At 68.3% G+C, this 18,041-nt stretch carries 18 protein-coding genes and 2 riboswitches; of the genes, 6 read left to right on the top strand and 12 right to left on the bottom strand.

Annotated elements, in window-relative coordinates; translation table 11 throughout:
* Window position 1 precedes the first annotated feature (1 nt).
* A complete protein-coding gene (purQ, locus tag AC1DHY_RS10045) occupies window positions 2–772 on the top strand; it encodes a phosphoribosylformylglycinamidine synthase subunit PurQ (RefSeq protein ID WP_476879779.1) in 771 nt (256 codons plus the stop codon).
* Window positions 769–3,099, top strand: a complete 2,331-nt coding sequence (purL, locus tag AC1DHY_RS10040) for a phosphoribosylformylglycinamidine synthase subunit PurL (protein ID WP_476879778.1) — start codon at window positions 769–771, stop codon at window positions 3,097–3,099. Before purQ ends, purL begins: the two co-directional genes overlap by 4 nt.
* Before the next feature lie 82 nt (window positions 3,100–3,181).
* On the opposite strand, the gene AC1DHY_RS10035 is transcribed toward purL, so the two are convergent.
* The 9 genes from AC1DHY_RS10035 to AC1DHY_RS09995 all read right to left on the bottom strand — a co-directional run bounded on the left by AC1DHY_RS10035 (window position 3,182) and on the right by AC1DHY_RS09995 (window position 10,405).
* Window positions 3,182–3,475: a DUF503 domain-containing protein gene (locus tag AC1DHY_RS10035; RefSeq protein WP_476879777.1), complete on the bottom strand. Its 294-nt coding sequence runs from the start codon at window positions 3,473–3,475 to the stop codon at window positions 3,182–3,184.
* A 132-nt stretch (window positions 3,476–3,607) separates the two neighbouring features.
* The gene (locus tag AC1DHY_RS10030) at window positions 3,608–3,925 is read right to left on the bottom strand and encodes a putative quinol monooxygenase (protein WP_476879776.1); all 318 of its coding nucleotides are present in this window, start codon (window positions 3,923–3,925) and stop codon (window positions 3,608–3,610) included.
* Window positions 3,926–3,978: 53 nt separating this feature from the next.
* Window positions 3,979–4,581: a hypothetical protein gene (locus tag AC1DHY_RS10025; protein WP_476903552.1), complete on the bottom strand. Its 603-nt coding sequence runs from the start codon at window positions 4,579–4,581 to the stop codon at window positions 3,979–3,981.
* 14 nt (window positions 4,582–4,595) lie between these two features.
* Window positions 4,596–5,153 carry a DUF1990 family protein gene (locus AC1DHY_RS10020; protein ID WP_476903551.1) on the bottom strand — a complete coding sequence of 186 codons (558 nt, stop codon included), beginning with the start codon at window positions 5,151–5,153 and terminating at the stop codon, window positions 4,596–4,598.
* A complete protein-coding gene (locus AC1DHY_RS10015; RefSeq protein WP_476880381.1) occupies window positions 5,150–5,560 on the bottom strand; it encodes an MmcQ/YjbR family DNA-binding protein in 411 nt (136 codons plus the stop codon). Before AC1DHY_RS10015 ends, AC1DHY_RS10020 begins: the two co-directional genes overlap by 4 nt.
* Window positions 5,561–5,589: 29 nt before the next feature.
* Complete coding sequence (locus AC1DHY_RS10010; protein WP_476880382.1) at window positions 5,590–6,849, bottom strand: acyl-CoA dehydrogenase family protein; 1,260 nt, start codon at window positions 6,847–6,849, stop codon at window positions 5,590–5,592.
* Window positions 6,846–8,288 carry an LLM class flavin-dependent oxidoreductase gene (locus tag AC1DHY_RS10005; protein ID WP_476880383.1) on the bottom strand — a complete coding sequence of 481 codons (1,443 nt, stop codon included), beginning with the start codon at window positions 8,286–8,288 and terminating at the stop codon, window positions 6,846–6,848. The genes AC1DHY_RS10010 and AC1DHY_RS10005 overlap by 4 nt, the downstream gene beginning before the upstream one ends.
* A 55-nt stretch (window positions 8,289–8,343) precedes the next feature.
* A complete protein-coding gene (locus AC1DHY_RS10000) occupies window positions 8,344–9,705 on the bottom strand; it encodes an MFS transporter (RefSeq protein ID WP_476903550.1) in 1,362 nt (453 codons plus the stop codon).
* A gap of 86 nt (window positions 9,706–9,791) precedes the next feature.
* Window positions 9,792–9,881, bottom strand: a riboswitch (SAM riboswitch).
* Window positions 9,882–9,979: 98 nt separating this feature from the next.
* Window positions 9,980–10,405, bottom strand: coding sequence for a CoA-binding protein (locus tag AC1DHY_RS09995; RefSeq protein WP_476880309.1), 426 nt, complete (start codon window positions 10,403–10,405; stop codon window positions 9,980–9,982).
* 142 nt (window positions 10,406–10,547) lie between these two features.
* Window positions 10,548–10,637, top strand: a riboswitch (SAM riboswitch).
* A gap of 7 nt (window positions 10,638–10,644) precedes the next feature.
* On the opposite strand from AC1DHY_RS09995, the gene acs reads away from it, so the two are divergent.
* Genes acs through AC1DHY_RS09975 form a run of 4 tightly spaced genes read left to right on the top strand, consistent with a single transcriptional unit; the run spans window position 10,645 to window position 15,828 of the window.
* Window positions 10,645–12,690 (top strand): acetate--CoA ligase, encoded by a 2,046-nt coding sequence (gene acs, locus AC1DHY_RS09990; protein ID WP_476903549.1) that lies wholly within the window; start codon window positions 10,645–10,647, stop codon window positions 12,688–12,690.
* Window positions 12,687–13,931: a dimethylsulfone monooxygenase SfnG gene (gene sfnG / locus AC1DHY_RS09985; protein WP_476903548.1), complete on the top strand. Its 1,245-nt coding sequence runs from the start codon at window positions 12,687–12,689 to the stop codon at window positions 13,929–13,931. The genes acs and sfnG overlap by 4 nt, the downstream gene beginning before the upstream one ends.
* Window positions 13,931–15,334, top strand: coding sequence for an O-acetylhomoserine aminocarboxypropyltransferase/cysteine synthase family protein (locus tag AC1DHY_RS09980; RefSeq protein WP_476903547.1), 1,404 nt, complete (start codon window positions 13,931–13,933; stop codon window positions 15,332–15,334). Before sfnG ends, AC1DHY_RS09980 begins: the two co-directional genes overlap by 1 nt.
* Window positions 15,334–15,828, top strand: a complete 495-nt coding sequence (locus AC1DHY_RS09975) for a CoA-binding protein (protein ID WP_476880654.1) — start codon at window positions 15,334–15,336, stop codon at window positions 15,826–15,828. Before AC1DHY_RS09980 ends, AC1DHY_RS09975 begins: the two co-directional genes overlap by 1 nt.
* 102 nt (window positions 15,829–15,930) lie before the next feature.
* Here AC1DHY_RS09975 and AC1DHY_RS09970 read toward each other — a convergent pair whose 3' ends face one another.
* From AC1DHY_RS09970 to AC1DHY_RS09960, 3 genes are all read right to left on the bottom strand, one after another.
* A complete protein-coding gene (locus AC1DHY_RS09970; RefSeq protein ID WP_476903546.1) occupies window positions 15,931–16,650 on the bottom strand; it encodes a hypothetical protein in 720 nt (239 codons plus the stop codon).
* Complete coding sequence (locus AC1DHY_RS09965) at window positions 16,647–17,195, bottom strand: RNA polymerase sigma factor (RefSeq protein ID WP_476903545.1); 549 nt, start codon at window positions 17,193–17,195, stop codon at window positions 16,647–16,649. Before AC1DHY_RS09965 ends, AC1DHY_RS09970 begins: the two co-directional genes overlap by 4 nt.
* A gap of 90 nt (window positions 17,196–17,285) precedes the next feature.
* Entirely contained in the window at window positions 17,286–17,771 is a 486-nt protein-coding gene (locus tag AC1DHY_RS09960; protein ID WP_476879250.1) for a hypothetical protein, read from the bottom strand.
* Between the last annotated feature and the right edge of the window lie 270 nt (window positions 17,772–18,041).

The raw sequence follows: 18,041 nt of genomic DNA, 5'->3' as shown, positions 1-18,041 counted from the left end.
GATGACTGAACTTCCCCTGATCGGTGAGGCTGTCGCCATAGCAGCCCACGGCTCTGATGTTCGCAAGCTCGCCGGCGCGAAGATCGGCGTCGTGACCTTCCCCGGCACCCTCGATGACCGCGACGCCGCCCGGGCCGTGCGCCTGGCCGGCGCCACCCCGGTGGCGCTGTGGCACGCCGACACCACCCTCGGCGACGTCGACGCCGTCGTGATTCCCGGCGGATTCTCCTACGGCGACTACCTTCGCGCCGGGGCCATCTCCCGGTTCGCGCCGCTGATGGCCAAGGTCATTGACGCCGCCAACTCTGACGCCAAGCTGCCGGTCCTCGGTATCTGCAACGGCTTCCAGATCCTCACCGAGTCGCACCTGCTGCCCGGCTCGATGATCAAGAACGACCACCTGAAGTTCCTCTGCCGTGACCAGGTGCTGCGGGTCGAGAACAACACCACCGACTGGACCCGCGACTACGCGCCGGGCCAGGAAATTACGGTCCCGCTGAAAAACCAGGACGGCCAGTACATCGCCGACGAGAAGACCCTGGACGCGCTTGAGGCCGAGGGCCGCGTGGTGTTCCGCTACGTCGGCTGGAACCCGAACGGCTCCCGCCGCGACATCGCCGGCATCTCCAACGCCGCCGGGAACGTAGTCGGGCTCATGCCGCACCCCGAGCACGCCGTCGAAACCGGGTTCGGCCCGGAAACCGGCACCGGCACCGAGGGACTCGGCTTCTTCACCTCTGTCCTGAACAAGATCGTGGGAGACAACAAATGACGGAGACACCCGCAATGGCCCCCGCGGAGAACACCAAGAAGTTCAACATCGACACCGTGGAGCACGCCGCCCGGACACCGGACACCGAACTGCCCTGGGCCGAGCTTGGCCTGAAGCAGAACGAGTTCGACGAGGTGGTCAAGGTCCTGGGCCGCCGCCCAACCGGCGCCGAGCTCGCCATGTACTCCGTGATGTGGAGCGAGCACTGCTCCTACAAGTCCTCCAAAAACCACCTGCGCCAGTTCGGCGAAAAGGTGACCGAGGAGATGAAAAAGGACATGCTCGTGGGCATCGGCGAAAACGCCGGTGTGACCAACCTCGGCGACGGCTGGGCCGTGACCTTCAAAATCGAGTCGCACAACTCGCCGTCGTTCGTCGAGCCCTACCAGGGCGCGGCGACCGGCATCGGCGGCATCGTCCGCGACATCATCTCCATGGGCGCCCGTCCCGTGGCCGTAATGGATCCGCTGCGTTTCGGTGCGATCGACCACCCCGACACCGCCCGCGTCATGCACGGCGCCGTGGCCGGCATCGGCGGCTACGGCAACTCCCTGGGCCTGCCGAACATCGGCGGCGAAATGGTCTTTGACTCCGTCTACCAGGGCAACCCGCTGGTCAACGCCCTCGCCGTCGGCGTCATGCGGCACGAGGACATCCGCCTCGCCAACGCCTCCGGCAAGGGCAACAAGGTCGTCCTGTTCGGTGCCCGCACGGGCGGCGACGGGATCGGCGGCGCGTCGGTGCTGGCCTCGGAGTCCTTCGACGACACCAAACCCTCCAAGCGGCCCGCCGTGCAGGTGGGTGACCCGTTCGCCGAGAAGGTGCTCATCGAGTGCTGCCTCGAGCTGTTCAAGGGTTCCCTCGTGGAGGGCATCCAGGACCTCGGCGCGGCGGGCATCTCCTGCGCGACGTCCGAGCTCGCCTCCAACGGCGACGGCGGCATGGAGGTGGAGTTGACCTCAGTCCTGCTCCGCGACCCCACGCTGACCCCGGGCGAGATCCTGATGTCCGAGTCGCAGGAACGCATGATGGCCGTTGTCACCCCGGAGAACATTGCCGCGTTCGAGGCGGTCATGGACAAGTGGGCTGTGGAGTACTCCTGGCTGGGCGAGGTGACCGACACCGGCCGCCTCATCATCACCTGGGACGGCGAAGTGATCGTCGACGTCGATCCGCGCACCGTGGCCCACGACGGCCCGGTGTACGACCGCCCGTTCGCCCGCCCCGACTGGCAAGACTCCGTCCAGAAGGATTCGTTCAGCGGCTCCGTCCAGGACTCCGGCCGGCCGGCAGCACCGGCTGAGCTGGCCGCGGCGGTCACCGAACTCGTGGCCTCCCCCAACATGTGCTCCAAGTCCTGGATCACCAACCAGTACGACCGGTACGTCGGCGGCAACACCGCCATGTCGTTCCCGGACGACGCCGGTGTGGTCCGCGTGGATGAGGAGACCGGCCTCGGCGTCGCCCTGGCCACCGATGCCAACGGCCGCTACACCTACCTCGATCCGTACCACGGCGCGCAGCTGGCCCTGGCCGAGGCGTACCGCAACGTGGCCACCGCTGGCGCCATTCCGATGGCGGTCAGCGACTGCCTGAACTTCGGTTCGCCCGAGGACCCGGACGTTATGTGGCAGCTGGCCGAGGCCATCCGCGGCCTCTCCGACGCCTGCATGGAGCTGGGCATCCCGGTCACCGGCGGCAACGTCTCCCTCTACAACCAGACCGGCACCGTCCCGATCCACCCCTCCCCCGTGGTTGCGGTGCTGGGCAAGCTGGACGACGTCGAGCGCCGCACCCCCTCGGGCTGGCGCGAGGACGGCCAGGCGATCTACCTGTTGGGCACGACGGCGGCGGAACTGGACGGCTCCGAGTGGTCCAACCTGCGCGGACACCTCGGCGGACTGCCGCCCAAGGTGGACCTCGCCGCGGAGCGTGAACTCGGGGAAATCCTGATCAACGCTTCCCGCGACGGCATGGTGGACTCCGCCCACGACCTCTCCGAAGGCGGCCTCGCGGCGGCCCTCGTGGAGTCCTCGTTGCGCTACGGCGTCGGCGCCCGCATCTCCCTCCAGGACGTGATGGACCGCGACGGCGTGGACCTCTTCACCGCGCTGTTCTCCGAGTCGCAGGCCCGCGCTGTTGTCGCGGTCCCGCGGTCGGAGGAGATCCGGTTCAAGGACATGTGCACCGCCCGCGGGTTCGCGCACGTCCGGATCGGCGTCGTGGATGCCGAGAGCCGCGAGCTGCAGATCAACGGCGTCGACACCCTGGGTCTGGACGCCCTCCGCGAGGCCCACGAGGCGACCCTGCCGAAGTACTTCGGCTAGCCACCGCCTCACCACCATCGGTTGCTCCGTAACGGCCCTTTTGACCCGTCAAAACGGCCGTTACGGAGCACTCGACGGGGGCTTAGTCGTCACTGCGGAGTTCACGCTGCCGGGCACTAAGCAGGTCGAGCTCGGGCCGGGCGGCGACGAAGCGTTCGACGGCGGCCAGCACCTCGACCGCGTGCGCCCGGTCAGCCGAGACCAGGCCGGCGCCGAGCTGCGTGCGCCGGTACTGGTCGTGGTCGCCGACCTCGGCCACGGAAACATCAAAACGGCGCTTGAGCTCAGCCAGGAGCGGACGGACGACGGCGCGCTTCTCTTTGAGGCTGTGGACGTCGCCCAGCAGGATGTCGAATTCAATCCATCCGATCCACATGCCGCCAGCCTATCCATTGCTCCCCACCGACCCTCTCGCCTCGCAAGCTCGGCCAGGGAACCAGGCCGGCGTGGGCGGCGTAACTGCCCTTTTGACCCCTCAAAAGGGCAGTTACGGAGCAGTCGATCGACGTTAGATGGTGAGTTCGCCCATCCGGTCCCAGCCCTCGCCGTCGAACTGCCGGCTGATGATCCGGGGCGTTTCCTGCAGCGCCTGCGGCATGTCGGCCATGGCCTGCTTGAAGTGGGCGCTGTTGACGTGGTCGCCGGCGGCGTCGTCCTTGAAGGCCTCCACCAGGACGAATTCGTTCGGGTCCTCCACGCTGCGGGACCAGTCGAACCACAGGTTGCCGGGCTCCTGCCGGGTGGCCTGGGTGAAGTCGTCCACGAGGCCGAGCCAGCGCTCGGACCAGTCGGGCTTGACCTTGAATTTGACGACAATGAAGATCACGGCTGTGCCTTTCGGTGTGGGTACATCGGGGGTTTGTTCTTGCGGGGGAAGGGTCAGCAGGCGTCGATGGCTTCGCGGGCCAGTTCCTGCTGCCGCGGCGTGCCGACCCGTTCGGCCCACTGCTCGGCGAGCTGGAATTCGACCATCGCCTCCGTGCACCGGCCGGCGTCGTGCAGGGTCCAGCCGAGGTTGTTGTGCAGGGCCACCATCCAGCGTTTGGTCCGGGCATCGTGGACCGTGGACGCGTACTCCAGGGCGCTTCTTGTCCACGTCTCGGCGTGGGCGGAGTCCGCGATGGCGAGCATGTGCAGCCCGTCCACGGCCAGGAACTCCTCGCCCAGGTGGTCCGCGAGTTCCGCAGCCTGCTCGAACAGCGGGACGGCCATCTCGGGGTGGCCGCTGGAGTTGAGCACCCGGCCGCGTTCCAGCAGGACCCGCACGGCGACGGTGGGTTCGTCCCCGTCGACGGCGTCCAGGAGCGCATCGGCCTCCTCGAACCGGCCCTGCAGGCCGATGGCCCGGCCCAGCTGGGTGGCGAGTTCGGCCCGTTCGTCGGTGTCGTAGCGGTCATCGGCTGCGGCGGCCCGGAAGCGGGATTCGGAGCCGGCGGGGTCATCGAAGTCCCACAATTGGTCAAGGGTTGTCTGGTCCAGCATGTACGTTCTCCTGATCAGCTTTCACCTGCGGCGAGTTGACGTGCCTCTTCAATGTATCGGGAAGTGACGTGCCGCTGCGCCGCCCGGGCCAGGAGGCCGCCGGCGGCGTAGAACCAATTGGAGTGCCTGCTGAAGGCCGTGATGCTCAGCGATACCCGCCCGGCGGCGTCGATCCCGACCTCGAATGCTTCCTCGCCGCGCTCCGGATGGCCGGGCAGGGTGCCATACCCGAACCCCGCGCTTTGCGGGCCGCCGCCGGGTTCGGGCGGGTGCACCCACACGACCTCGCACGGCGCGTTGATCCGGAAGGGGCCGACGCCGAATCCGCTCACCACCCGCGCTCCGGGCACCACGGCGTCGGTCTCGGTACGGACGCGCCGCCCGGACCGTTTTTGCAGCTCCCAGGCGAGGATTCCCCGCGCCACCCGCTGGAAGGTGTCCGGCCCGTCGCCGAGGTGGGCCCAGGAGACCAGGCACGGGAAGCCTTCCGGAGCCTGGCCGTGCTCGGTGAGGCCTATGCCCGGATAGTTCAACGCTCCCCGCGCGATCCGGCCGGCGGACTCGCCGCTCACGCGCCGCCCCCGCGGGAGAGGCGGCCCCAGCCAAGCTGCTCCTGCTGGCGCCGGCTCAGGGTGGCCACCACGAGGTCGTAGGAGTCCTCCACCATGTCCCGGACCATCGAATCCGGCAGCGATCCGTCGAGCCGGACCCCATTCCAGTGGGTCTTGTTCATGTGCCAGGCGCCGGTGATCTCCGGGTGCGCGGCCCTCAGCTGTTCGGCCAGGGCAGGCTCGCATTTGAGGCTCACGGAGAACTCGTCCGGGTCCATGGTGGAGGCCGCGAACATCTTTGCCTCATGCCGGGCGCCGCCGGACACCGCGGCCCGCACCTTGAATACCGAGGTCTCGGGGCCGAAGGGGAAATCCTCAAAGGCGCCGGGAAACCCCAGACAGATCCCGCGGAGGGTGGCTACGTCCATACACCGAGCCTATCCGCCGGGTACGACCCTTACCCGCCGGACCCTGCCGTGCGGGCATCGCCGATGCTGTGCAGCCCCTCCGGAGTGGTGCCGTTGACCTCGTAGTCGCCCACCGTGCGGGCCTTGAACACGGCCGGGTTGTGGGTGGCGACGGTCCGGGCGTTGCGCCAGTGCCGGTCCAGCGACTTCGACCTCGACGTGGCGGAGGCTCCGGTCACGTCGAAGAGCTGCTGGGCCGCGGACTGGACCAGTTCGGGCACCAGCAGCTGGGCTTTCTCGACGGCGATTTCGCCGCGGACGTAGCGCTGGTCCGGGGTCAGCTCAAGCTCCGGATCGGCGCCGGCGTCGAGTTCCCGGGCTGCGGCCAGCACCACTGATTCGGCGGCGAAGACCTTGGCGGAGAGCTGTCCCACGAGCTGCAGGATCAGCGGGTCGCTGCGGAAGAGCTCTCCGGAGCCGGTATTGAACGTGCGTTTGCGGTCCCGGACCAGCGCTCGGGCGTCCGCCAGCGCCGCCCGGCCGATGCCGGCCATGACGGCGAGCAGGACAAGTTGGAAGAAGGCGGGCTCGTGGGTGGTGGATTCGGAGCGCCGGATGATGTTGGCGTCAGGAACGAGCGCGTCCCGGAAGATGGTGGTGCCGGTTCCGGTGAGCTGTTGGCCGAACCCGTCCCAGTCGTCCAGGATTTCGACGCCCGGCTGGGTGGTGCTGACTACGGCGTACTGCCGGCCCTCCACTCCTTCGGTGCTGGCCATCACGGCAATCCACTCGGCAAAAATGGTCCCCGTGGTGTAGAACTTCCGGCCGTTGAGCAGCCAGTCCCCGCCGTGCGGCGTCAGTGTGGTCCCGGTCGTCCCCAGGGCGTTTCCGGACTTTTCCGTGGCCGCGTTCCCGAAGATCTGGCCGGCCACCACTTTCGGGTACCAGCGCTCCCGGAACGCGGCCGACTCCAGGCCGACCGTCTCGACGAACGCGAAGTGGGAGCGGTACAGGTGGGCCACGGAGGAATCCGCTTCCGCCAATTCGATGAGCAACCGGAAGAACGGCTCAAAGCCGATCCCGTCGCCGCCGTGTTCAACCGGCACCCGCAGCCGCCCGAAGCCCTCGGCGTTCAGCCAGCGGACCTGCTCAAACGGCAGGACACGGTCCTGCTCCCGGGCCAGGGCGCCCTCTGCGATGCGGGCGAAGACGGGCCGGAAACGCTGCGCCAGCTTCTCGTATGCGGCCTCGGCAGAAACGCCTGCAAAGGTATCCGCCGAGGTGCCGGTGGTTGTCACTGCCTCGCTCATCGTGCGGCCTCCAGGGTCTGGGCCTGCTCGGCCGTTGCCGAGCTGGCCGTGAAGGCGCCGCGGTAGCTGCGGGCCGGGTGCCGGTCGTTGAGGGCGGCGCCGTTCCCCCCGGTACCGAACAGTTTTTCGCGGAGCGTGCCCTCGGCGTACTCCTCCTGGGCGAGGCCGCGGCGGCGCAGCTCCGGCATGACCTGTTCGATGAAGTCGGTGTAGGAGTCAGGAATCAGCTGGTTGATGATGTTGATCCCGTCCACCCCGGCGTCCTGCCACTCCTCGAGGCGGTCCACGATCTGTTCCGGGGTGCCGAGGACCCGGTGCGCCCGGCTGCGGAAATTCGCGACGTCCCGCAGCGTCGGGTTGCCGCCCGGAACGGACTTGCGCAGGCTGTCCAGGTGCCCCTGGGTGCCTTCCGTGTGGAATTCACCCAGCGGGGTGTCGAGGTCCAGGCCGCCGAGGTCCACGCCGGCCCCGCCGCCGATGTGGGCGATCAGCGCGCCGGAATCCAGGTACTCGTCCAGGTCCGCTGCCTTGCGCGCGGCTTCGGCCTCGGTGCTGCCGACGATGAAGTGCAGCCCTTGGAAGAACTTCACGTCCCCGGCGAGCCGGCCGGCGGCCACGGCCTGCTGCCGGACCGAGGCCGTGTACTCGGCCGCGGCGGCCGGGTTCGGGGAGAGCATAAACGTGGCTTCGGCGTGGGCGGCGCAGAACTGCTGCCCGCGGCCGGAGCTCCCGGCCTGGAACAGCACGGGCGTGCGCTGCGGCGACGGCGCGGACAGGTGCGGCCCGTCGATCGAGTACCGGTCGCCGCGGTGGTAGATCTTGTGGACCTTGTCCGGATCGGCGTGGATGCCGTTTTCCTTGTCCTGCACCAGCGCGCCGTCGTCCCAGGACCCTTCCCACAGTTTGTACGCGGCGGACACGTATTCGTCGGCCCAGGCGTAGCGGTCATCGTGCGCGACGAGGCCGTCGCCGAAGTTCCGGTGGGCGTTTTCGGCCGCGCTGGTCACGATGTTCCACGCCGCACGGCCCTGGGAAAGGTGGTCCAGGGTGGAGATCTGCCGGGCGAACTGGAACGGGTGGCTCTGGACCACCGACGACGTCGCGGCCAGGCCGAGGTGGCGTGTGGTCGCGGCGAGGGCGCCGAGGAGGATCAGGGGATCGTTCGCCGGGACCTGCATGCCGCGGCGCAAATGCCCGGCCCAGCCGCCGTCGTCGTTGCCGTAGAGCCCCACCACGTCCGCGAAGAACATCACGTCGAATTTGGCGTCCTCCAGCTGCCGGGCCAGGCCGGTCCACAGCTCCAGTTCGTTGAAGCGGTGCTGCTGCGCCGCCGGGTGCCGCCATTGGCCGCCCATAATGTGGCTGGTGGTGTTCATAACGAAGGCGCTCAGCAGCAGCCTTGGACGTCCCTCGGAGTGTGCGGTATCGACGGTGGCCATAGGGCCCCTTTCCGTGCAAAGTGAATCAGGCAATGTGGGTTCGCGGCGGCTGTCGTCAGCGCACGACGGCGGGTTCCCGGTCTGCGGGTACGGCGGCGGCGGGTGCCTCGGCCGGCAGTTCGGTCGCTCCGAGGGCGCGGTCCTTCGTTTCCGGGGATTTCAGGGTCGCGACGATGGTGATCGCGGAGACCGCCAGGAAGTAAACGACTACCCAGACCGGGTTTCCGCCGCCGGCCGCCAGCAGGGCCGTCGCCACCAGCGGCGCCAGGCCGCCGCCGAGCACGGAACCGATCTGGTAGCCGATGGAGACGCCGCTGAACCGGACGCGGGTGCTGAACAGCTCGGAGAAGAACGCCGCCTGCGGGCCGTACATGGCGTCGTGGCCGATGTTGAGGCCGACGACGACGCCGAGGATGATCAGCAGGATGTTGCCGGTGTCCAGGAGCCAGAAGAACGGGATGATCGCCGCAGCACTGGCCACGGCGCCGAAGAGATAGACCGAGCGGCGGCCGAACCGGTCGGACAGGGCGCCCCATAGCGGCACGGTGACAAGGCCCAGCGCGGAGGCGACCAGGACGGCGGTCAGGCCGGTGTTCCGGTCCGTGCCGGGCACCTGGGTCAGGTACGTCAGGATGAACACGGTGTACACGTAGTAGAACGCGTTCTGGGCGATGCGGAGGCCGGTGGTCAGCAGGATCTGGCGGGGGTGGGTTTTGAAGCTCTCCACCACGGGGCGGGCCGCGACGGTCTGGACCGTCTGGACGTGCTTGAACTCCGGGCTGTCCTCGACCGAGAGCCGGATGACCAGGCCCACGGCCACCAGCAGGAGGCTCGCGACGAACGGGACGCGCCAGCCCCACGCCAGGAACTGCTCGTCGCTCAGGGAGTTTTCCAGGACCAGCAGGACGCCGGTGGCCAGGAGCATCCCGGAGGTGGGGCCCAGCTGGGTGGCGCTGGAGGTCAGTCCGCGCTTCTTCGGCGCCGCGTGCTCGACGGTCATAAGGGCCGCGCCGGCCCATTCGGCCCCGTAGCCGATGCCCTGGACCACGCGCAGCAGGAGCAGGAGCGCCGGCGCCACCCAGCCGAGCTGGGCGTAGGTGGGCAGGAGCCCGATGGCCGTGGTCGCGAGCCCGGTCAGGAGCAGGGACGCCACGAGCACGCTCTTCCGGCCGATCCTGTCGCCGTAGTGCCCGCCCAGCACGCCGCCGATCGGCCGCGCGACGAAGCCGACGGCGTAGGTGGCGAAGGCTGCGATGGTGCCCACGAGCGGGGCGGCCGGGGCGAAGAACAGCGGGCCGAAGACGGTCGCTGCGGCCAGGCCGTACAGGACGAAGTCGTACCCCTCGATGGTGGTGCCGATGAAGCTGGCAACGGCCACCTTCCCGGTCATTTTCTGCGGGCGGGTTTCAGTACTCATATGCGGTCTCCTGGCGTATGCCGGGAAAGCGCTGCTTCCGGGATTCAAGCCGCGTGGGCCGCAAATCCGAGCGGAAGACGGCGCCTTCTCCATCGGTCCTGGCGGTAGCACCGTCCTCAATGAGGGGGTTGCTGCGGCGTCACAGAGCCAGATCTCTCAGCCGCTCGGGATGGTTACGAGTCCATCTCACACGGCAGGCGGCGAATACGGAAAAAGTCGGTCACATTTTGTAACCGACTCCCGTTGCGCCGTGCGGCAGGTGCTGGGTGCGCCGCTAGAGGCCTATCCGCCACCCCAGCCGGGCGGGGCACTCGTTGACCACGACGTCCAGTCCGGCGGCCGTGGCGCGTGAAACCGCGGCGTCATCGAAGACGCCCAGCTGCAGCCAGACGGCCTTGGCGCCGATGGCGATGGCCTCATCAATGACGGCGCCCACCTTCCCGGAGTTGACGAAGCAGTCCACGACGTCGATCGGGTGTTTCGCGGCGGGGATCTCCGCCAGGGACCGGTACCCAGTTTCCCCGTGGACGTCGTCGCCCGGGAGGTTGACGGGGATGATGTCCATGCCCATACGGTCGCGGACGTACAAGGAGACCTCAAAGGCCGACCGCCATTCATTGGTGGTCAGGCCCACCACCGCCCACGTGCCCTTGGTTCGCATAAGGCGCTCAATGACTGCCGGATCGTTAACGTGGACCATGCATTAACCCTACTCCTGCGCCCGGCGCGCACGATTGTCGAATAAATGACTGATTTTGATACCACATCAGGAGCGCCAGTGAATATTACAGCAACGTGTGGCTGGATTTTGCAGAATCGTGCATCTCGGTTCTAGTAGGTAGTGACCATCCCGAGCGGCTGAGGGACCTGGACCTATGAAGCCGCAGCAACCCCCGCCACGGCGAGGGTGCTACTGCCAGGACCGATGGAGTGCTGCACATGACCCCTGAAACCACGTCCACCCTGCCCGCTCCCGTCCGGGTCCCGGGCGCGGGCGCGGCGGCCACGCCCGAGCCGGATTCTGTGGCGTTCTGGGAAACCCAGGCGCTCCGTCTCGACTGGGCTCAGCCGGCCGCCGGCGAAACCAAACCCTGGCACACCGCCTACCGCCGGGTCCCGGCCGATCCCGCGGCCGGCCACGGCCCGGAGATCAGCTGGTTCGACGGCGGCAAGCTCAACGTCGCCTACAACTGCGTCGACCGCCATGTAGCGGCGGGACGCGGGGACAAGGTGGCCCTGTTCTTTGAGGGCGAGCCCGGCGACCGCCGCACTGTCACGTACGCCGAGTTGCAGCGCGAGGTGGCCAAGGCTGCCAATGCCCTGCTGGACCTCGGCATCGCCAAGGGCGACCGGGTGGTCATCTACCTGCCCGTGATCCCCGAGACCGTGATCATCACCCTGGCAGTGGCCCGCATCGGTGCCATCCATTCCCTGGTCTTCGGCGGGTTCTCCGCGGAGGCCCTGAGGTTCCGGGTGGAGGACACCGGCGCCAAGCTGCTGGTCACCACCGACGGCCAGTTCCGGCGGGGAGCTGCCGTCCCGGTTAAGGCCAACGCGGACGCCGCCGTCGCCGGCACGAACGCGATCGAACACGTCCTGGTGGTCAACCGGACCACCCCGGCCGGTGAGCTGGACACGGTCCCGATGACCGCGGGCCGCGACGTCTGGTGGCACGACGCCGTCGGCGCCGCGTCGGATGCCCACACCGCCGAGGCCTTCGACGCCGAGACGCCGCTGTTCATCATGTACACCTCGGGGACCACCGGGAAGCCGAAGGGCCTGGTCCACACCTCCGGGGGCTACCTCACCCAGGCGTCCTGGAGTTTCGAGCACCTCTTCAGCAACCCGGACCCTGCCCTCCGCGACCGGGATGTCCACTGGTGCACGGCGGACCTGGCCTGGGTTACGGCGCATACCTACGAGCTCTACGGCCCGCTCTCCAACGGCGCCACGCAGGTGATCTTCGAGGGCACCCCCAACACCCCGCACCCGGGCCGGCACTTTGAAATCATCGAACGCTACGGGGTGACGCAGTACTACACCGCGCCCACCCTGGTCCGGTCCCTGATGGGCTGGTTCCCCGAGGGTGTCCCGGACACGTACGACCTCTCCTCGATCCGCCTCCTCGGCACGGTGGGCGAGGCGATAAACCCCGAGGCTTGGCGCTGGTTCCGGGCCAACATCGGCGCCGGAACCGCCCCCGTGGTGGACACCTGGTGGCAGTCCGAGACCGGCGCCACCATCCTCTCGCCCGCCCCGACCGACTCCTCGTTCAAACCCGGCTGCGCGGCCCGCCCGCTGCCCGGCGTGAGCACCCGGATCGTCGACGACGCCGGCGCCACGGTTCCGCCGGGCGTGCAGGGCTTTATTGTGGTGGACTCCCCCGGCCCGGCGATCGCCCGGACCGTGTGGGGCAATCCGGCCCGCTACTACGACTCGTACTGGCGCCAGTACGCGCAGCAGGGCTGGTTCCTCGCCGGAGACGGTGCCAAGTACGACGACGACGGCGACATCTGGATCCTCGGGCGGGTGGACGACACCCTGAACGTTTCCGGCCATCTGCTCTCCACCATCGAAATCGAATCGGCCCTCGTGTCCCACCCGGACGTGGTGGAAGCCGGCGTCTGCCCGGTCGCCGACGCCAAAACCGGGCACGCCATCGTCGCATACGTGGTCCTCCGCGAGTCGGCAGCGATCCCCTCCCGCCGCTTAGCGTTCACGGAGGGAATCACCGCCGATTTGAAGGCGCATGTGGCGAAGGCGATCGGGCCGATCGCAAAGCCGCGAGACGTCGTCGTTGTGCCCGATGTCCCCAAGACCCGCAGCGGCAAGATCATGCGCCGGCTGCTGACGCAGCTCTTCGAGGGCACCGAGCTCGGCGACACCACGTCGCTGCAGAACGAACCGTCGATCGCCGGCATCCAGGCCGCCCTCCGTGACCGCAACAGCATCCCCGCCACACCCCAGAAGTTAGGAACCTCATGACTGACATCAGCAGCGTCGCCCGTCTCTCCGAACCGCTCAAGTTCGCCTACTGGGTCCCGAACGTGTCCGGCGGCCTGGTGGTCTCCACCATCGAACAACGCACCGGCTGGGACTTCGACTACAACAAGAAGCTCGCCCGGATCGCCGAGGACTCCGGCTTTGAATACGCCCTCACCCAGACGCGCTACGCAGCCTCCTACGGCGCGGACAAGCAGCATGAGGCGACCTCGTTCAGCCTCGCCCTGCTCGCCGCGACCGAACGGCTCAAGGTGATCTCGGCCGTGCACCCGGGCATGTGGCACCCCGGCGTCCTGGCGAAGTTCATCATCACCGCGGACCACATCTCCAACGGCCGTGCCGCCGTGAACATCGTCTCCGGTTGGCTGAAGGCCGAGTTCGAAAACTTTGGCCTCGAATGGCTCGAACACGATGAGCGCTACGTCCGCACCGAGGAATTCATTCGGGTGCTGCGCGGACTCTGGACCGAAGAGGCCTACAGCCAGAGTGGAAAGTACTACAACATCACCGATTTCACCCTGCAGCCGTCCCCGGTGGACGTGCCCGGCCGCGCGCACCCGGAGATTTTCTTCGGCGGCAATTCCACAGCGGCGCAGGCCACGGCCGGCCGCGTGGCGGACTGGTACTTCTCCAACGGCAAGGACCTGGAGGGGTTCAAGGACAACATCGCCGGAGTGGTGGCCGCAGCCGCGGAAACGCGCCGCGGCGCCGGCGGTGCCCTGCCCGCACCCAGGTTCGGCCTGAACGGCTTTGTCATCGCCCGGAATTCGGAAAAGGAGGCCCGGGACACCCTCCGCGAGATCGTCGCGAAGGCACACAAGGCCGCCGTCGAGGGGTTCCGCGCCGCGGTCCAGGAAGCCGGTGCGTCCACGAAGGACGGCAAGGGCATGTGGGCCGACTCCAGTTTCGAGGACCTGGTCCAGTACAACGACGGCTTCAAGACCCAGCTGATCGGCACGCCGGAGCAGATCGCGGAGCGGATCGTGGCGTACAAGAAGATCGGCGTGAACCTGTTCCTGACCGGCTACCTGCACTTCCAGGAGGAGGTGGCCGCGTTCGGCCGGGATGTCCTGCCGATCGTCCGGGAGCTCGAGGCGGACCTGGCCCGCAAGCACGGCACCGAACTGGTCCCCACCCGCCCCCTAGCCTCGCAAGCTCGGCCAGGGAACCCTGCGGGCGTGGGCCCATCCACTCCTGTCACCAAGATTGAGGTGAACGCGTAATGGCCGACCGCACCTTTGGTTTCCGCACCCGCGCCCTGCACGCCGGCGGGACGCCCGACGCCGAGCACGGCGCCCGCGCAGTGCCGATCTACCAGACCACGTCCTTCGTGTTCAAGGACACCCAGGACGCCGCGAACCTGTTCGCGCTGCAGAAGTACGGGAACATCTACTCCCGCATCGGCAACCCCACGGTGGCCGCGTTCGAGGAACGTATCGCCTCCCTCGAGGGCGGCATTGGCGCGGTCGCGACGTCGTCGGGCATGGCCGCGGAGTTCATCACCTTTGCCGCGCTCACCCAGGCCGGCGACCACATTGTCGCGGCCTCCCAGCTCTACGGCGGCACCGTGACCCAGCTGGATGTCACGCTGCGCCGTTTCGGCGTCGACACCACATTCGTGGCCGGCACCGACCCGGCAGACTACGCCGCGGCGGTCCGGGACAACACCAAGGCGATCTTCGTGGAGGTGGTGGCCAACCCGTCGTCGGAGGTCCAGGACCTGGCAGGCCTGGCGCAGGTGGCGCACGACGCCGGTATTCCGCTGGTGGTCGACGCCACCTTGAGCACCCCGTACCTCGTGCGGCCGATCGAGCACGGGGCGGACATTGTGATCCACTCCGCCACGAAGTTCCTTGGCGGCCACGGCACCACCCTGGGCGGCGTGATCGTCGAGAGCGGCCGCTTCGACTGGGGCAACGGCAAGTTCCCCACCATGACCGAGCCGGTGGCCTCCTACGGCAACGTCTCCTGGTGGGGCAACTTCGGCGAGTACGGGTTCCTCACCAAGCTGCGCTGCGAACAGCTGCGCGACATCGGCCCCGCCCTGTCCCCGCAGTCCGCCTTCCAGTTGCTGCAGGGCGTGGAGACGCTCCCCCAGCGTCTGGATGAACACCTCCGGAACGCCCAGGCCGTGGCCGAATGGCTGGAAGCCGACGAGCGCGTGGCTTATGTGAACTTCTCCGGGCTGCCCTCCCACCCGCATTTCGAGCGCGCCAAGAAGTACCTGCCGCTGGGCCCGGGCTCCGTGTTCTCCTTCGGCGTCAAGGGCGGCCGGGCCGCGGGCCGGAAGTTCATCGAATCCCTGCAGTTGGCTTCGCACCTGGCCAACGTGGGCGACTCGCGGACGCTGGTGATCCACCCCGGCTCCACCACCCACCAGCAGCTCAGCCCGGAACAGCTCGAATCAGCCGGCGTCCCGGAGGACCTGGTCCGGATCTCCGTGGGCCTCGAGGACATTGAGGACATCCTGTGGGACCTGGACCAGGCCCTGGACGCGGCGTCTGACATGGCGGCCGACGGTGTATCCGCGGAAGCGGCGCATCGCGCCGCCGAGGAACGAGGCGGTGTGTCTAAGCCGTGTGCGGATGCACTGTCGGCCGAAGCGTGCACGATTGGAGCGAACTGATGACTGAAGCAACCCGCACCTGGACGGGACCGTCCGCGCCGGAACGCCTGGCCCTGCTGCGCCAGGCGAAGTCGATCGCCATAGTGGGCGCCTCGGACAAGCCCTCCCGCGCGAGCTACTTCGTGGCGACGTACCTGCAGTCCTCCACTCGGTACAAGGTCTATTTCGTGAACCCGGTGGTCAAGGAGATCCTGGGCGAACCGACGTACGCATCGCTTGCGGACCTGCCCGAGAGCCCGGACATTGTGGACGTTTTCCGCAAACACGACGACCTTCCCGGGGTGCTGGACGAGGCCGTCGCGGCAGGCGCCAAGACCCTGTGGCTGCAGCTCGGCTCGTGGCATGAGGATGTGGCGAAGGAAGCCGAAGCGGCCGGGCTGGACGTGGTGATGGACCGCTGCGTGAAGATTGAGCATGCCCGTTTCCACGGCGGCCTGCACCTGGCCGGCTTTGATACCGGGGTCATTTCCTCCCGGCGCCAGGTCCTGGCCTAGGCCGCCAGGCCCCGGGCGAAGGTCGCCCGCGCCGCCCGGCGCTCCGCCCAGGCTGAGCGTCCGGCCTGCCGGCGGACCCTGCGGCCCCGCACTACAGCCGGGCTACGGCTTGGTGGTGGGGAAGGCAGTCGGGACGGCCGGCAGTGTCGGCAACGGTGCCGGATTCAGGCCGCGGCCGTTGTGGCCCGGAACGCCCGGCGTCACAGGCCGGTGTGGGGGCGTAGGCAGGACCCCGCCGCGGCCGACAGCAGGTGCCGTGGGCGCCGCGCCCTGCCGCTTCGGCGCGTGCGCTGTGGCCTCGGTGGCCGGGGTTCCCGGGGCCGTGGCGGCCGGGGATGTGCCCGCCGGGACCGGCGCCGGGACGGCCGGGACCTCGGAGGGTGCGGATGTTACGGGCGCCGGTGTCCGGGTCGGGGCGGCGGGCTGGAAGATGATGCCCAGCGTGTGGCCCACGTTGGCCCGGAAGTCATGGCTGGACGCGGCCACCGCGCCGGCCCCGAGGCTCATGGCACCCACCACGGCTCCGCCGATCAGCGCCATCCGTCGTTTGCTCACACGGCGCCGGGCAGCCAGGCTGCTCACACCCGCCGGGAGGGACTCAGCGCCGGTGTCCGGAACGGACCCGGCGCCGGTTGCACCTGCGCCCGACGAACCGCCAGCCAGCAGGGCGGCGAGGTCGGCCCGGGGCGCCGGAGCCGGTTCAGCGGCCAGCGACTGGAGCTGCTCGAGGGTGCTGCGGAGTTCGGTGGCAGATTCAAGGCCGGAGTCGCGGAGCATCGCCTGGATGCTGCCATCCTGCTGGGGGTTGCGCGTGCCGGTCATGATGCTGCGTGGTCCTTTTCGGTTACCAGTTCGCGCAGGGCAGTGAGCCCGCGCCGCTGAAGCTGTTTGATGGCACCCGGGGTTTTGCCCATGATGCCGGCCACCTGTTCGATGGAGAGGTCCGCGACAATCCGCAGGACCAGAACTTCCCGTTGCTCCTCGTTGAGCCGGGAAAGAATGTGGGACAGGCCGCCCAGCGATCCGAGTGCCACGTCCTCCGCTGAAGCCGAGAGCCGCGCGTCGTTCAGCGGATCGTATTCGGCCAGGTGCGGGGTCCGTTCGGAGCGCCGGTAGTGGTCAACCAGCCGTGCGTGCGCGACCGAGAAGATGAAGGTCCGGAGTCCGGCGCGGCCGCCGGTGACGTTTTCGAGTTTGGGCAGAACGTCCACAAACACGTCTTGGGTGAGGGCCTCGGCGTCGTCGACGCCCTTGGCCCGGAAGTACCCCAGTACGGCCGGGGACATTACGGTGTAGACAGCGCTGAATCCTGACGGGTCGCCAGCCAAAGCGGCTGACAGTTCGTCGTCGCTCAGCTGGTCTGCCAAGAGGCTGTCCTTCCGTTACTGCAAGGGGGGTGCGGCCCCCGATAGTCTAGCGGCCGCACCCCGTTGCCTCCGAAAGGAGGCGCTTTCGTGCTACTTGTTGAGCTTCGGCTGCTCAGCAGACGGAACAGCGGGCACGGCCGGGGTGGCCGGGACGCCCTTGGCACCGGGAACAGCCGGGGTAGCGACGGTCACGCCGGCGTGGGCCTTGGCCTCAGCAGCGCCCTTGGCGTTGGCGGCACCGTCAACGGTGACGCCGTCCTTGTCAGCGGAGACAGAGCCTTCAGCGGCACCGTCGGTACCCTCGACGTCGGCGTCGCCCTTGGCGGAGCCGTCAGCGTTCGGGGTGGCCGGCACTGCGGGAACCGCAGGAACAGCAGGGGTGGCCGGGGCCGACGGCAGCGCGGGGGTTGCCGGAACAGCCGGAACGGCCGGGGTGGCGGGCGTAGCGTGGTTCACTTCAGCCTGCTGGGTGCTGGACATCTGGGCGGCGTTGGCCAGCCCGATTCCGGAGAAGCCTCCGACCGCGAGAATAGCGGCGCCGACAGCAATCTTGGTGGTCTTGCTAACACTCTTCATGAAAAACGTACATCCTTTGGTTGGTTGAAGGCCGGCCGGCACCTGATGGGGGCAGGCGCCGGCCGGCGCTTACAGTCGAAGTCCAGTCGGCACCTGATGGGGGCAGGCGCCCGTCGGATCTTTCACTCGAAGTCCCGGGCGCCTGATGGGGGCAGGCGCTCCTCGGATCTTTCGCTACAAGGCCGGCCGGACCTGATGGGGGGACCAGGGCTCCGGGCGGCGCTTACAAAGAGGTAATCGCCGGGAGGGTCCAAAAGGTTACGCAGGATT

It is taken from the genome of Arthrobacter sp. 05L44, assembly GCF_056397605.1.
This window is presented reverse-complemented; position numbering and strand designations above follow the sequence as displayed.

Excerpts from the sequence above, each read along its gene's own strand:
- AC1DHY_RS09970 (WP_476903546.1), bottom strand. The coding sequence starts at position 16,650 with ATGACCGGCACGCGCAACCCCCAGCAGGATGGCAGCATCCAGGCGATG.
- acs (WP_476903549.1), top strand. The coding sequence starts at position 10,645 with ATGACCCCTGAAACCACGTCCACCCTGCCCGCTCCCGTCCGGGTCCCG.
- AC1DHY_RS10005 (WP_476880383.1), bottom strand. The coding sequence starts at position 8,288 with ATGGCCACCGTCGATACCGCACACTCCGAGGGACGTCCAAGGCTGCTG.
- sfnG (WP_476903548.1), top strand. The coding sequence starts at position 12,687 with ATGACTGACATCAGCAGCGTCGCCCGTCTCTCCGAACCGCTCAAGTTC.
- AC1DHY_RS09980 (WP_476903547.1), top strand. The coding sequence starts at position 13,931 with ATGGCCGACCGCACCTTTGGTTTCCGCACCCGCGCCCTGCACGCCGGC.
- AC1DHY_RS10015 (WP_476880381.1), bottom strand. The coding sequence starts at position 5,560 with ATGGACGTAGCCACCCTCCGCGGGATCTGTCTGGGGTTTCCCGGCGCC.
- purQ (WP_476879779.1), top strand. The coding sequence starts at position 2 with ATGACTGAACTTCCCCTGATCGGTGAGGCTGTCGCCATAGCAGCCCAC.
- AC1DHY_RS10010 (WP_476880382.1), bottom strand. The coding sequence starts at position 6,849 with ATGAGCGAGGCAGTGACAACCACCGGCACCTCGGCGGATACCTTTGCA.
- AC1DHY_RS10000 (WP_476903550.1), bottom strand. The coding sequence starts at position 9,705 with ATGAGTACTGAAACCCGCCCGCAGAAAATGACCGGGAAGGTGGCCGTT.
- purL (WP_476879778.1), top strand. The coding sequence starts at position 769 with ATGACGGAGACACCCGCAATGGCCCCCGCGGAGAACACCAAGAAGTTC.
- AC1DHY_RS10035 (WP_476879777.1), bottom strand. The coding sequence starts at position 3,475 with ATGTGGATCGGATGGATTGAATTCGACATCCTGCTGGGCGACGTCCAC.
- AC1DHY_RS10025 (WP_476903552.1), bottom strand. The coding sequence starts at position 4,581 with ATGCTGGACCAGACAACCCTTGACCAATTGTGGGACTTCGATGACCCC.
- AC1DHY_RS09995 (WP_476880309.1), bottom strand. The coding sequence starts at position 10,405 with ATGGTCCACGTTAACGATCCGGCAGTCATTGAGCGCCTTATGCGAACC.
- AC1DHY_RS09975 (WP_476880654.1), top strand. The coding sequence starts at position 15,334 with ATGACTGAAGCAACCCGCACCTGGACGGGACCGTCCGCGCCGGAACGC.
- AC1DHY_RS09960 (WP_476879250.1), bottom strand. The coding sequence starts at position 17,771 with ATGAAGAGTGTTAGCAAGACCACCAAGATTGCTGTCGGCGCCGCTATT.